Source organism: Bradyrhizobium genosp. A, from assembly GCF_049949275.1.
Classification (GTDB): domain Bacteria; phylum Pseudomonadota; class Alphaproteobacteria; order Rhizobiales; family Xanthobacteraceae; genus Bradyrhizobium.
This window is the reverse complement of record NZ_CP188196.1, coordinates 7,674,329-7,688,023: the sequence shown is the minus strand read 5'-3', so window position 1 is coordinate 7,688,023 and position 13,695 is coordinate 7,674,329. Positions and strand designations below refer to the sequence as shown.

The window sequence follows — 13,695 nt, the reverse complement described above, 5'->3', positions numbered from 1 at the left end:
GAAGACGAAGCGTGCCGGGAGGAATTGCAATGGAATTTGTGTGGAGCGTGATCACATTCATCGGCCAGGCCATCGAGGCCGTCTTTGGCTATGTCGAGCATCACCACTGGGTCTTCGCGTTCCTCGCGGGCGGCTACGTCTTCTATCTTCATGACCGCTCGATTCATGCGCGGTTCGATGCGCTCGACAAGCGCCTGGACGAAATCCGCAAGCGTCTCGCCATCGAATATTGATCCAGCCGGCGAAACAAGGTGCGGACCGATCTCGTATCTTGGTTGAGAAATGTCGTTCACGGGGGCGTTGCTGCAGGGCTTTACTAGCGCTGTGGTTGTGGCATTATTGTTGGTTATTCTTAAGTTGTTCCGTGCGGCTCTGCGCGTATCGAGTGCAAGAGCGCTGCTAAATCTTGGTTGATGCCGATCCGGTTTGGTCCCTGCCTGAACTCTTCGCCGAAGGCATTTCTCGTAATCGTTTGGGCGACGCAGCATTTGCAAATGAGCGGCGCAACATGGATCGATCGTTTGTCATTGCGCAGATATCCGACCTGCATCTGGACGGGTCGGGCCGGCTGCTTGCGGCGATCGAGGTCCTTGTCGAGGCGCTACGCGAGCGGATGGCGGAGTTTTCGGATGTGCCCGACCGCATCCTGCTGATCACAGGTGATATCGTCAATGACCCGACGCCGCGCGCGCTCGACGAAGCGCTGGTGGTCATCGCGTCCTTCCGGCAGACCGGCCTGTTCACCGACATCCAGGCGGTCGCCGGCAATCACGACGTCAAGCGTCCCAGCCAGCGCGGCGGCCGGCACGACGCCTACGACTATCTGCACCTGCCGCGGACCTCGAAGAGCATCTATTACCGCCAGGCCGGCCTCGACCTGGTGCTGCTCGACTCCAACAGGGCAAGCCTGACGACGCTTGCCAGCGGCAACTTCGATGAGCGGGCCTATCATGCGATGGTCGCGCAGTCCGCCCGGCTGAGCGTCGAGCTCGCAGGAAGCATCGGCTCGGGCGGACGCGCTGATTATTCCGAGCCCGCGGAAAATCTGGTGCGCGTGCTGGCGCTGCATCATCATCCGCTGCCGCAGGCGACCGGCGAGGGCAAGCGGTTTCTCGGCGTTCCGGACGAGCCGCTGATGTATCTCGCCGCGCCCGCGACCTTGCTCGAAGCCGCCACCTCGCTCAACGTCAATCTGGTCCTGCACGGGCACCGGCATGTCGAGGGGCTCAGCCGGTATTCGATCCCCGATCCGCGTGCGCCCCGGAGCGGCGGCGAGGATTTTTGGCGCACGATCTATGTGCTCTCCTGTCCGTCCTCCACCGGGCAGGGCGGCGACGACGCCGGCTTCAACATCGTCCATTTTGGTGCAGCGTCCGACGCCGAGCGGCCCCAGTACCGCTTCGCAATCGCCCGCTTTTCGCGACCGCGTAATGATGGCGCCTACAGGCCGCTCGATTCGAATCTGCCAGATGGCGTCGTCAGGCTTCCTGCGGGGCGAGATCTGTCCCGCGATCCCGCTGTCCAGTCCGTGATCGACATCGCCTCATGCGCATCGTTGAAGCGGGATCAGGTCCTGGTACTGGCGTGTCGGCTGCTGTCGCGCCGCGCCTTCTACGATGACGGCGGGCAGGACTGGGCGGACATTCTCTACACCTATCTCGTCACCTCCCATGCCTGGGCGGATCTCTCCGGCAGGTTCGCGAAGTCGGCGCGGAGGACCGATCTCGCGGCGCTGGCAGAAGTGAAGCGGCTGCTCCATCAGTTGATCGGACAATCTGCCGACACGCTCGGCATCGATCGCGCCGCGCTCGACGAGCTTCGCGCCGACCGCCGGGTCAATCGTGATGACCTCTCGCGCCGGTGGCCGACGCTGCTGCGCGAGGCTGCCGACATCGAGGGGAGGGCCCGGCAGCGGCTGCATTTGCTGCGGGACCTGAACGAGCAGGTGAAGCTGCTCGGCCTCGATCTCGGCCTTGGCGGCGAGATGCCGCCGCAAGGCGGCGGACTCCCGCGTTAACCGGCCATTAGGGTTAACAGTCTATTGCTGGCGCGTTCGGCTCGATCAATCGGCTCGAGAGTCAAAGCGTCATGCGTCAATGGTTCCGTCCTGCCCGGCTTCTTGCCTCCGCCTCGCTGATCGCGCTGGCGGCCGCGAGCCTCGGCGGCTGCACGGCAATGTCAAAACTCTCGGATGTTACCGGCTCGATCGGTCCGAAGGCGGAAGCCGCCCCGGCCGATCCGGCACGCGCCACCGAGACCTATGGCGAGCGCTACCGCGCCAATCCGAAGGATGCCGACGCGGCGCTGGCCTATGGCCAGGCCCTGCGCGCCAACGGCCAACGCGCCCAGGCCGTCGCCGTGCTCGAACAGGCGACCATCGCCAATCCCGGCAACAAGCCGCTGCTTGCCCAATACGGCCGCGCGCTCGCCGACAACGGCAATTTCCAGCAGGCCTTCGACGTGCTGTCGAAGGCGCATTCGCCCGACAACCCGGACTGGCGCCTGCTCTCGGTGCAGGGCACCGCGCTCGACCAGATGGGCCGTCACGACGAGGCGCGCGGTTATTATGCGAGCGCGCTGAAGATTGCGCCGGGCGATCCCGGCGTGCTCTCCAATCTTGGCCTGTCCTACATGCTGTCGAGGGACCTGCCCAAGGCGGAAGAGGCGCTGCGGCAGGCCTATGCTTCACCGCGTGCAAGCTCCCGGGTGCGGCAGAATCTCGGCCTGGTGGTCGGTCTCCAGGGCCGCTTTGCCGAGGCCGAAGCCATCGTGAAGGCGGACCTGCCGCCGGACCAGGCCGCGGCCAATGTTGCGTATCTCAAGGAGATGCTGAACCGCAACGATGGCCCGCGCGGTGCGTCGAAGCGGACGCCGGTTGCTTCGCTCAGCCAGCCCGACTGATCAGACCCGATCTTCCGATCCTGAAATTGGCTGCGGACTGCGTGCGGTCCGCAATCCCTGGCGTCAGTGCAGCTCGGAGATCTTGATGCCGGTCGGTCCGAGAATGACGACGAACAGCACCGGCAGGAAGAACAGGATCATCGGCACCGTCAGCTTCGGCGGCAGTGCGGCGGCCTTCTTCTCGGCTTCGTTCATGCGCATGTCGCGGTTTTCCTGCGCCATGACGCGCAGGGATTGGCCGAGCGGGGTGCCGTAGCGCTCCGCCTGCTGAAGTGCCAGACACACCGATTTGACGCCGTCGAGCCCGGTGCGCTTCGCCAGGTTTTCGTACGCCACCTTGCGGTCCTGCAAATAGGACAGCTCCGCGGTGGTCAGCGTGAACTCCTCCGACAGCGCGATCGACTGGCCAACGATTTCGGTCGCGACCTTGCGGAACGCCATTTCCACCGACATGCCGGATTCGATACAGATCAGCAGCAGGTCGAGCGCATCGGGAAAGGCGCGCTTGATCGAGAGCTGGCGCTTGGAGATCGCGTTCTTCAGGAACAGCATCGGGGCCTGCAGGCCGAGATAGGCCGCACCGACGCAGATGCCGATCTTGATCGGCATCGGGCGGTCCATATGAGCGATCAGGAACACGTAGATGACCGAGCCGACGAACAGCACGAGCGGGGCCACCATGCGGGCGAACAGGAACGTGACGTAAGGCGCCTGGCCGCGATAGCCCGCCATGATCAGCTTGTCGCGCGCGGCTTCCTGGGCCAGCCATTTGGTGAGGTTGAAGTCCTCGACGACCCGGGAGACGACCTGCTTGGGCGTCTGGCGCAGCGAGACCTTTTCGCTCTTGTTGAGGCGTTCGCGCTCACGCTGCCGGATACGTTCGCGCTCGCTTGCGACCGCCTTCATGCGCTTGGAAAGGCCTTCGCCGGCGAACAGCGGCATCACCAGCGTATAGACGGTGGCGCTGGCCGCGATGGCCGCCAGCAGCATGGTCATGAAATGGGGATCGTGCAGTTTCGTGACGAGGAAATCGACCATGCGGCACCATCAGAAATCGAAGTTGATCATCTTCTTCATCACCATGATGCCGACCGACATCCAGACGACGCAGCCCACCAGCATGAGCTGGCCGGTGGGATGGGTCCACAGCACGGAGATGTAGCCGGGCGTCGTGAGATAGACGAGGAACATCACGATCGGCGGCAACGAGCCGATGATGCCGGCCGAGGCCTTGGCCTCCATCGACATCGCCTGGATCTTTTCCTTCATCTTCTTGCGGTCGCGCAGCACCTTGGAGAGGTTACCCAGCGCTTCGGAGAGGTTGCCGCCCGACTTCTGCTGGATCGATATCACGATGCCGAAGAAGTTGGCCTCCGGCAGCGGCATGCGGTCATAGAGACGCGAGCAGGCCTCCCCAAGCGGCATGCCGATCGCCTGCGTCTCGATGATGGCCAGGAACTCGCTGCGCAGCGGTTCCGGCGCGTCGGCTGCGACGACCTTGATGGATTCGAACAGCGGCAGGCCGGCCTTGATGCCGCGGACGATGACATCGACGGCGTCGGGCAAGGCCGCCAGGAATTTGTTCTCGCGGCGCTTCTTCAGGAAGCCCAGCGCCCAGCGCGGTAGGCCGAGGCCGCCGGCAAAGGCGAGACCGATCGCGCCGAGCAAGCCGCCGCCGCCGAGCAGCGCACCGAAGAAGAACACGCCCGCCACGACGGCGGACACGATCCAGAATTTCTGCGGCGTCCAGTCGAGCCCGGCCTGCGAAATGCGGATGTGAAGCGGAACGCTCTTCTCCCGCGCGCGCCTCGCCTCGAGATCCTTGAGCGAGCTCTCGACCTGCTCACGGCGTGATCGCTGGCTCTTCTCGGACTGCTTGGCCGCGGGCGCGTCGGCGCGCGAGATCGAGGCGCGGCGGTTCTCGGCCTTCCGTTCGCCTGACAGCAGCGGATAGAGGAAGACCCAGGCCAGGCCGCCGACGGCGGCGGTGGCGAGGAAGGCGAGGGCGAGGATCTGGATGTTCATGGCGGTGCCGACCTGCTCACGTCTTCGGTGTCGATTCCGCGGCGTCGAGCGCAGCGGCTAGGCGTTTCTCTTCGCCGTAATAGCGGGCGCGTTCCCAGAATTTCGGGCGGCCGATGCCGGTCGAGCGGTGCTTGCCGATGATCTTGCCGTTGGCGTCCTCGCCGATCAGGTCGTAGAGGAAGATGTCCTGGGTGATGATGGTATCGCCTTCCATGCCCATCACCTCGGTGACGTGGGTGATGCGGCGCGAACCGTCGCGCAGGCGCGCGGCCTGGACGATGACGTCGATCGAGGCGCAGATCATTTCGCGAATGGTGCGCGAGGGCAGCGAGAAGCCGCCCATCGTGATCATGGATTCGCAGCGTGACAGCGCTTCGCGGGGATTGTTGGCGTGCAGCGTTCCCATCGAGCCGTCATGGCCGGTGTTCATGGCCTGGAGGAGGTCGAAGGCCTCCGGGCCGCGGACTTCGCCGACGATGATGCGTTCAGGACGCATACGCAGGCAGTTGCGCACCAGCTCGCGCATGGTGACCTGGCCTTCGCCCTCGATGTTGGGCGGCCGGGTTTCGAGCCGCACGACGTGGGGTTGCTGGAGCTGGAGTTCGGCGGCGTCTTCGCAGGTGATGACGCGCTCGTCGTGCTCGATATAGTTGGTCAGACAGTTGAGCAGCGTGGTTTTGCCCGAGCCGGTACCGCCGGAGATCAGCACGTTGCAGCGGACACGTCCGATGATCTGGAGAATCTCCGCGCCTTCCGGCGAGATCGCGCCGAACTTGACCAGCTGATCCAGCGTCAGCTTGTCCTTTTTGAACTTACGAATGGTGAGCGCAGGGCCGTCGATCGCCAGCGGCGGCACGATGGCGTTGACGCGGGAGCCGTCGGCGAGGCGCGCGTCGCAGATCGGCGAGGATTCGTCGACGCGGCGGCCGACCTGGCTGACGATGCGTTGGCAGATATTAAGGAGCTGCTGGTTGTCGCGGAAGCGGATGCCGGTCCGCTGGATCTTGCCGTTGACTTCGATGAAGACCGTACCGGCCCCGTTCACCATGATGTCGGCGATATCATCGCGCGCCAAAAGCGGCTCGAGCGGACCATAGCCGAGCACGTCGTTGCAGATGTCGTCGAGCAGCTCTTCCTGCTCGGCGATCGACATCACGATGTTCTTGATCGCGATGATCTCGTTGACGATGTCGCGGATTTCCTCGCGCGCGGACTCGGAATCCAGCTTGGCGAGCTGGGCGAGGTCGATGGCCTCGATCAGCGCGCCGAAGATGGTCGCCTTGACCTCGTAATAATTGTCCGAGCGGCGGCTCTCCATGGCCGGCGCAGGCCTGGAGGGGGCGAGCGGCGGGGAGGCGACGGCCGGCGGGGGCGGCGCACGCGACACCGTCGGCGCCGGAGCCTGGGCAGGCTCTGGCGACACGGCGCCGGGCTTGGGAGCCCGAAGGTCGGTGTCTGTTCCGCTACGCTTACCGAACACTTAACAACTCCATGGGACGGCCTATTTTCCCCGCAACTTCTCAATCAGCGGTGAAAGCAAGGACGACTTTTGTTTCTTCGTCTCGCTGCGGCCGGTCAGCCGCTGGGCGATCTGGAGGAACATCTCGATCGACTTGTGATTGGCGGAGATCTCCGCGATCATCTGGCCGTTGTTGGCGGCCGATCCGAAGATCTGCGGCTCGAACGGGATCGAGACGACCGGCTGGCTCTCGATCGCCTTGGCGAATTCGGCCGCCGCGATCTCCGGTCGCTTGGGAACGCCGACCTGGTTCAGGCAGTACAGCGGCGGGCGGTCGTTGGGACGCGCGGCCTTCAGGAGATCGAACAGGTTTTTGGCGTTGCGCAGGTTGGCGAGATCCGGCGCCGCCACGATCAGGATGTCGTCGGCCCCGATCAAAGCGCGCTTGGTCCAGCCCGACCATTGATGCGGGACGTCGAGCACGATGCAGGGCATGGTCGCGCGCAGCGTGTCGAACACCGCGTCGAAGGCGTCGGTGCCGAAATCATAGACCCGGTCGAGCGTCGCCGGCGCCGCCAGCAGGCTGAGGTGGTCGGTGCATTTCGACAGCAGGCGGTCGATGAAGGCGGTGTCGACGCGATCGGGCGAGAACACGGCATCCGCGATGCCCTGTGGCGGGTCCTGGTTGTAGTCGAGACCGGCGGTGCCGAAGGCGAGGTCGAGATCGGCGACCACGGCGTCCATCGCGAGGTCCCGCGCGATTGCCCAGGCGACGTTGTGGGAGATGGTGGAGGCGCCGACGCCGCCTTTGGCGCCGACCACGGCAATGATGCGGCCGACCGCCTTGGCTTCTGGCGCCGAGAACAGGTTGCAGATCGAGCGGACGACGTCGATCGCACCAACCGGCGCGAGCACGTAGTCGCTCACGCCGCGGCGCACCAGCTCGCGATAGAGCATGACGTCGTTGATGCGGCCGATCACGACCACCCGGGTGCCGGCGTCGCAGACGGTGGCGAGCTGGTCGAGCCCGGCCAACAAGTCGGTACGGGCATCGCTCTCGAGCACGATCACGTTCGGTGTCGGCGCCGAGCGATAGGCTTCGATCGCAGCCGCCATGCCGCCCATCTGGATCTTCAGATGGGCCTTGCCGAGACGGCGATCCTCGCCGGCCGATTGCACGGCGGCCGCAGTCTCCACGGTTTCGCAGAAGGCCTGAACCGACACGCGCGGTGCGGGCGCAATATGCTCCTCGACCGGCGCAGGGGCCTCCGGCTGCTCTTCTTGAGGCTGGCGCGCGTAGCTGATCATTTGCCGGTGTCGCTCAGTTTGGCCCTATCGGCCTCGGGATAGGCAACCGCCGTCGGAATTCCCTTACGGTACTTCTCGAAGGCGGCCGTGCGGCGCGCCGTGTAGGCCGGAGTTTCGGACCGCGGCTGCTCGAGGTCCGACGGATTGTCGACCATGGCCGCCATATTGCGCTGATAGGCGCAGCCGTAATTGTAGTAGTCCTTGTTCTCGAACCAGCTCTTGTTCTTCATCGAGGGGCCGAGATCCTCCGGCCAAAGGCCGCAGGGGCCCGCGACCGCGGCGATCTTGGAATAGGTCAGCCGGATCGGCGGCAGGAAGCGCTTGTCTTCCGGCTGGTAGGGACGGGTGATGATGCCGCGCGGGGGAACGCCCGCCGCCGCCAGCATCGCCTGAATCTCGTGCATCGATTCCGCCACCGGACGCGCATTCGGCGTTCCGGACGGCACGTCGATGTGGATGGCGCCGGTGCCCTCGTGCATCCAGGTCGAGGCCAGGCCCATCACGTCGGCGCGTTGGGCTGCGGTCAGGCCGCCGCGGGCGTGACCGACGAACACGACGATCGAACGGTTCTGCTCCTCGATCGCGATCGGATGCCGCTGCTTGTAATCGTCGGGAATGGAAGCGGTGGCCACCTCGTCGTGCTGGCAGCCGCCGAGCGCGAGTGCAATACCGACGAGGGCGCCACCGAGACCGGCGGCGCGGTGGCGGGTCTGGGGTCGTGTTGTGATCATACTATGTCCCCGTTCCGCCATCAGTCCGTGATGAAGCCGTAGGTGCCGCGGTAGTTCTTTGCCGGTTCGGTCCGGCCCGGCACGCCATAGATGCGATTGATGTTGCCGATCAGTTCGGCCTGCGGATCCGAAACTGCCGCGAAGCCATCATCCGGCCGCGACAAGTCCTTTGGCGCCGCCGCGCGAACGACATAGGGCGTCACGATCACGACCAGCTCGGTCGTGTTGTTGACGAAGTCGCGGCTGCGGAACAGGGTGCCGAGGATCGGGAGCTGCATGAGCCCCGGCAATCCGCTGATCGCCTGCTTGGTCTGCTGCTGGATCAGGCCGGCCATCGCCATCGCGCCGCCGGAGGGAATTTCCAGCGAGGTTTCGGCGCGGCGGGTCTTGATCGACGGCACTGTCAGCGAGTTGACCGAGGTCGAGGTCACGGCCTGCGACAGCGTGATCGCGTTTTCGTTCGACAGTTCCGAGACCTCAGTCATCACGTGCAGGCTGATCTTGCCCTCAGTCAGCACCACGGGAGTGAAGTTGAGCGAGATGCCGAACTTCTTGAAGCTGATCTGGGTGGTACAGACATGCGTGGTGGGATCGCAGGCGTAGCCTGCGGGCACCGGGAATTCGCCGCCGGCGATGAAGGTCGCGGCCTCGCCGGAGATCGCGGTCAGGTTCGGCTCGGCCAGCGTCCGGATCACGCCTGCGGTTTCCATCGCGCGCAGGGTGGCCTGCACCGACGGCGTCGCTCCGAACTTGGTGGTCAGAGCGTTGCCGTCTACGAGATTTTTGCCAAGCGCCGTGAACGGGTTAGTGTTGTTGAAGGTCACCACCGAGGTGCCGTAGTTCAGGTTCGCTGTGAGGTCGATGCCGAGCTGCTTGATGACGGTGCGCGCGACTTCGGCGACCGTCACCTTCAGCATCACCTGGTCGCGGCCGCGGACCACGATCGAATTCACCACCTTTTCGGCGCCGCCGGCAAGGCGTGCGGCGAGGTCGTTGGCCTGCTGCGCTTCAAGCGGGTTGGCCGCGCTCCCGGTCAGGACGACGCCGTCGCCGAGACCGTCGATCTGGATGTCGGAATTGGGCAGGATCTGCTTCAGCGCCGCACGCGCGCCGTTGAGATCGCGCTTGACCGCGATGTCATAGGCGGCGATCTGCTGGCCGGCGGAATCGAAGAACACGATGTTGGTCTGGCCGACCGAGGCGCCGATGATGTAGGCGCGCTGGGACGAGCGGACCACCGCATTGGCGATCTTGGGATCGGCAACCAGCACATCCTTGATGTCGCGCGGCAGGTCGATCACGATCGACTTGCCGATGCCGAGCGACAGGAAGCGCGCGTTCATCTGGCCGTCGGCCGCAACCGGCGCCGCGGGACGGTAATCTGCTGCGATCGCGGGCGTCAGCGCGGGGTTGAGCGTCAGCGCGAGAGCGGCCGAGAACGACAGGGCGCGAACCATCGAGGTCCGCATCGTCGCCAGATCTGCCCTGCATTTCATATCGACTGACCTCATCGTGCCTTCGCCGCCTGGGTTGGAATGCCGTAGCGAATGATCGAGACGCCATCGCGCTTCTGCGCGGTTTCATCGAGCGTGATCTCGCTCGTCTTGACGTCGGCAATGCTGCGCAGCGCCAGCGACAGCGTTCCGGCCTGGCGGGACGAAGACAGCAGCTGGGTTTGTGCGGAATTGAGCTCCAGCGTCACGGTCTTGCCGACCACCGCGTTCTGGCCCTCCTTCTCCTTCGGCGCCTGGTCGATGGCGAGCACGCGGACATTGACCAGAATGACCTCGGAGGTGACGATATCCTGGGCGCCGGCGCTCTGGTCCGGGTTCTTGAGGCGGCGCGTCAGCAGCACATCGACGCGATCGTTCGGCAGGATGAAGCCGCCCGCGCCGGTCTCCGGCGAGATTTCGGTGGAGATGGCGCGCATGCCGCTTGGCAGGATCGCAGCCATGAAGCCGGACCCATCAGCCTTGACCAGCTTCTGGTCGCGGATCGGCTCACCCTGGATAAAGGGGGCGCGCGCGATCGAGCCCACGACCTGGGTCGCGCCCTCGGGGCGTTCGCTGCGGCGGATGAAGGTGGAGCTGGCGGTCGCGGTCGGCCAGGTCTGCCACTGCACGTCATCCGGCTTCACGGTCTGGCCGAGGCCGATGTCGTTCTTGGCGACCAGCACGTCGGTGGTGGGAAGCTGGGCGACCGGAGCCGCTGGGGGCGGCGCAGAGTCCGAGCCGCTCGCCAGATACGCGGCGATGCCGCCGGCGCAGATGGCGACCGTCAGGACGACTATGCGTGCCCTATTCATACGCTTCACTTTCCACAGAACGCCGCGACGCTGCCGCCGCCGTAATCGGCAGTTGACCAGCTATTCGTCAAAGCATGGTTAATGAGGCGTATCTAAATCGCCTTAACGCCGGGTTGATCCGGGGCGTTCAGCGCAGCGCGAGGTGAGCGAGGTCAATCGCCTTCACCCATTCGGTCTCGGGGTAGATCATCAGTGCGCCAAGTGCGAGCGCGATGCCGTAGGGAATGCCGGTCTGCTTGTCGTGGAGCCGTGCCAGCCAGGCCTCGCCGGCAAGCCCGTAAGGCAACGGCCATTGCCGGAACTGGAGCAGGAGCAGGGTCAGCGCGCCGCCGAACAGCGACGCGTAGAGCAGGAAGTCCATCAATGGGGCGAAGCCGAACCAGAGCGCCACGGAAGCTGCGACCTTGGCGTCGCCGCCGCCCATCCAGCCCATCGCAAAGCAAGTGAAAGCCACGACGAGGAGCAGCGCGCCGGCGCCGACATGGCTCAGCATCTCGTAAGGTGCCATGCCACCGGCAAAGGCGAGCGCGAAGAAACCTGCAACCAGTGCCAGCGAAACGCGGTTCGAGATCGTCATGGTGAAGAGATCGCTGGCGGCTGCGAACGCCATCAGGGCCGGGAAGAGCAGAAGGCGCGCGAGGTCGAGGATCATGGGCTGCGTCTTGAGGCCTGGGTCTGTCGCCCGGATCGGGGCGTCGGCGCATGCTAGGGGGCAGTGCTAAACAAACCGACAACGATCGCAGCTGCCTCGGGGCCGGTCATCCGGCGCCAGAAGGCTCACCACATGCTGGCGATGCGCATCGCGAGCGTGACCATGGCAAGCAGCAGCGCAAGGCAGACCCAATAGGCCGACGCGTCGCCTCGCGCCGTGTCCGCCTCGTTCGCCGCAACCGCGGCATCGGCTCTGTGCTTACGCAACGCCACTGGAACCCGCGCTGTCCAAAAAAACAAAGGCCCCGGAGGTCCGGGGCTTTTGCCGTCGTCTGCCGGTCGGCTTACTTCAGCGAGGAGCTGATCGAGCCGAACTTGGCGTTCAGCGTGGTGCCGAGTTGATTGACGACGGTGATGATGGCCAGCGCGATGCCGGCGGCGATCAGACCGTATTCGATGGCGGTGGCGCCGGATTCATCCTTCGCGAAACGCGCAATCAGGTTCTTCATGAACTAAACTCCATCTGGGTGAGGTCGCCTCGATCGGCGCTGTCTTGACACGGCGAACATGTGAGCCGAGCTCTTTCGGTAGAGTTAATTCGATCGGCCAAACCCGCGCTTCACGCGATGCTTTTGACCAGAGTGAATTTCGCCTTAAGGCGGCCGTCTCAATTCATTCCAGTTCCGAATGCGCCGTCAACTTCATCCTCCCTTAAATTTCGCGGAGTAGGTGTAAGAGGGATCAGCAGACTGGAACAGAAGCGATGATGTCGAGCCTACCCATGCAAGTCGCCCTGATGCTTGGCGACACCATCGAGAAGGTGATCCCCGTCACTCTCATGCTCGCGGTGGTCTTCACGGTGCTCGAGCATTTCTGGGCCTGCAATGCCGGTCCGTCGTGGTGGCGCAAGCGCGAGATCGTGACCGACATCTGCTACTGGTTCTTCGTGCCGGTGTTCGCCCGCACGATGCGGATCGGACTCCTGATCATTACCGCGGGCATCGTCTTCAACATCCACGACGCCGACGAGCTGATCGCCTTCTACGACAATGGCCACGGCCCGCTGTCGCAACTGCCGCTCTGGCTGCAGGGCGTGCTGTTCCTGGTCCTGGCCGACTTCATGCTGTACTGGCTGCACCGGTTGTTTCACGGCGGCGGGTTCTGGAAATATCATGCGATCCATCACTCCTCCGAGGAGATCAGCTGGATCTCGGCGGCCCGCTTCCATCCGGTCAATCTGATGCTCGGCACCATCGGCGTCGACGTCGTGTTGCTGATGGCCGGCATTTCGCCGAACGTGATGATCTGGGTCGGCCCGTTCACGACCTTCCATTCGGCCTTCGTGCATGCCAATTTGAACTGGACCTTCGGGCCATTCAGATATGTGCTGGCGACGCCGGTGTTCCACCGCTGGCATCACACCCCGCTCCAGGAGGGCGGCGACACCAATTTTGCCGGCACCTTCCCGATCTGGGACCTGCTGTTCGGGACCTTCCGCATGCCGAACGGCGAGCTGCCGCAGGATTACGGCAAGGACGAAGCGACAATGCCGAAGGAGATCGGCGGCCAGCTTGCCTATCCGTTCCGCCAATAGGATTGCGTCCAGCCCCGGGGCGACAAAAACGCCAGTCCGTTCAAACAATACCTGCCGAATTTGCGGAACGTTCACGAATTACAGGCAGGTTAACCGGGTCGGGCGCCGGCTCCGCTTCCTGATCGATTCTGCCGGTTTGTGACGTCCCGGGGGTAAGAGTATGCGTAAAGAGTTCCTGCGCCGCCATGCGCGCATCTGTCTCCTGGCTGCGGCTGCGATGCTGGCTTCGCCGGCCATTGGCCTTGCCGAGTCCACCGCCGATACCATCGCGGTCAATGTCGACCAGGCCAAGCTCGTGCGGCTGCCCGGCAAGGTGGCAACGATCGTGGTCGGGAATCCCCTGATCGCCGACGTGACGCTGCAGCCCGGCGGGATGATCGTCGTGACCGGCAAGGGTTACGGCGCCACCAACTTCATCGCGCTCGACCGCGGCGGCGAGATCCTGGTCGATCGGCAGATCCAGGTCGAAGGCCCGAGCGACCGGCTCGTCACCGTCTTTCGCGGGATCGAGCGGGAGTCCTATAGCTGCCTGCCGATCTGCCAGCGCCGCGTAACGCTTGGCGACAGCGACAACTACTTCAACACCACGATGGGTCAGGCCGGAACGCTGAGCGGCAATGCCAGCGGCAGCGGCGCCGCGGCTGCCAAGACCAACTAGCAAGAGCAACCGAGAAACCAACGGGCGGGATCATCCGGTCCCGCGCGGCGCTGTCGCGTGTGG

Annotated in this window: 15 protein-coding genes; 5 read left to right on the top strand and 10 right to left on the bottom strand. The window is 64.5% G+C overall.

The window, feature by feature from the left end:
• Positions 1-29 precede the first annotated feature (29 nt).
• From ACP2YP_RS36035 to ACP2YP_RS36025, 3 genes are all read left to right on the top strand, one after another.
• The gene (locus ACP2YP_RS36035) at positions 30-233 is read left to right on the top strand and encodes a hypothetical protein (protein WP_426421052.1); all 204 of its coding nucleotides are present in this window, start codon (positions 30-32) and stop codon (positions 231-233) included.
• 275 nt (positions 234-508) lie between these two features.
• The gene (locus ACP2YP_RS36030; RefSeq protein WP_426421051.1) at positions 509-2,017 is read left to right on the top strand and encodes a metallophosphoesterase family protein; all 1,509 of its coding nucleotides are present in this window, start codon (positions 509-511) and stop codon (positions 2,015-2,017) included.
• A gap of 71 nt (positions 2,018-2,088) precedes the next feature.
• Positions 2,089-2,901 (top strand): tetratricopeptide repeat protein, encoded by an 813-nt coding sequence (locus ACP2YP_RS36025; RefSeq protein ID WP_426421050.1) that lies wholly within the window; start codon positions 2,089-2,091, stop codon positions 2,899-2,901.
• A 63-nt stretch (positions 2,902-2,964) separates the two neighbouring features.
• Here ACP2YP_RS36025 and ACP2YP_RS36020 read toward each other — a convergent pair whose 3' ends face one another.
• The 10 genes from ACP2YP_RS36020 to ACP2YP_RS35975 all read right to left on the bottom strand — a co-directional run bounded on the left by ACP2YP_RS36020 (position 2,965) and on the right by ACP2YP_RS35975 (position 11,889).
• Entirely contained in the window at positions 2,965-3,939 is a 975-nt protein-coding gene (locus tag ACP2YP_RS36020; RefSeq protein WP_426421049.1) for a type II secretion system F family protein, read from the bottom strand.
• A 9-nt stretch (positions 3,940-3,948) separates the two neighbouring features.
• A complete protein-coding gene (locus tag ACP2YP_RS36015) occupies positions 3,949-4,926 on the bottom strand; it encodes a type II secretion system F family protein (protein ID WP_426421048.1) in 978 nt (325 codons plus the stop codon).
• 16 nt (positions 4,927-4,942) lie between these two features.
• Complete coding sequence (locus ACP2YP_RS36010; RefSeq protein ID WP_426421047.1) at positions 4,943-6,406, bottom strand: CpaF family protein; 1,464 nt, start codon at positions 6,404-6,406, stop codon at positions 4,943-4,945.
• Positions 6,407-6,427: 21 nt separating this feature from the next.
• Positions 6,428-7,693, bottom strand: coding sequence for an AAA family ATPase (locus tag ACP2YP_RS36005; protein WP_426421046.1), 1,266 nt, complete (start codon positions 7,691-7,693; stop codon positions 6,428-6,430).
• Positions 7,690-8,424, bottom strand: a complete 735-nt coding sequence (locus ACP2YP_RS36000) for a CpaD family pilus assembly protein (protein WP_426421045.1) — start codon at positions 8,422-8,424, stop codon at positions 7,690-7,692. Before ACP2YP_RS36000 ends, ACP2YP_RS36005 begins: the two co-directional genes overlap by 4 nt.
• Positions 8,425-8,444: 20 nt before the next feature.
• Complete coding sequence (locus ACP2YP_RS35995; RefSeq protein WP_426426393.1) at positions 8,445-9,920, bottom strand: type II and III secretion system protein family protein; 1,476 nt, start codon at positions 9,918-9,920, stop codon at positions 8,445-8,447.
• Positions 9,921-9,931: 11 nt separating this feature from the next.
• Entirely contained in the window at positions 9,932-10,729 is a 798-nt protein-coding gene (cpaB, locus tag ACP2YP_RS35990) for a Flp pilus assembly protein CpaB (protein WP_426421044.1), read from the bottom strand.
• A 127-nt stretch (positions 10,730-10,856) separates the two neighbouring features.
• Entirely contained in the window at positions 10,857-11,381 is a 525-nt protein-coding gene (locus ACP2YP_RS35985; protein WP_426421043.1) for an A24 family peptidase, read from the bottom strand.
• A 125-nt stretch (positions 11,382-11,506) separates the two neighbouring features.
• Positions 11,507-11,647, bottom strand: coding sequence for a hypothetical protein (locus ACP2YP_RS35980; RefSeq protein ID WP_426426482.1), 141 nt, complete (start codon positions 11,645-11,647; stop codon positions 11,507-11,509).
• Positions 11,648-11,724: 77 nt separating this feature from the next.
• Positions 11,725-11,889, bottom strand: a complete 165-nt coding sequence (locus tag ACP2YP_RS35975; RefSeq protein WP_426421042.1) for a Flp family type IVb pilin — start codon at positions 11,887-11,889, stop codon at positions 11,725-11,727.
• A gap of 257 nt (positions 11,890-12,146) precedes the next feature.
• On the opposite strand from ACP2YP_RS35975, the gene ACP2YP_RS35970 reads away from it, so the two are divergent.
• The gene (locus tag ACP2YP_RS35970; protein ID WP_426426392.1) at positions 12,147-12,974 is read left to right on the top strand and encodes a sterol desaturase family protein; all 828 of its coding nucleotides are present in this window, start codon (positions 12,147-12,149) and stop codon (positions 12,972-12,974) included.
• 160 nt (positions 12,975-13,134) lie between these two features.
• Positions 13,135-13,632: a pilus assembly protein N-terminal domain-containing protein gene (locus ACP2YP_RS35965; protein ID WP_426421041.1), complete on the top strand. Its 498-nt coding sequence runs from the start codon at positions 13,135-13,137 to the stop codon at positions 13,630-13,632.
• Positions 13,633-13,695 lie beyond the last annotated feature (63 nt).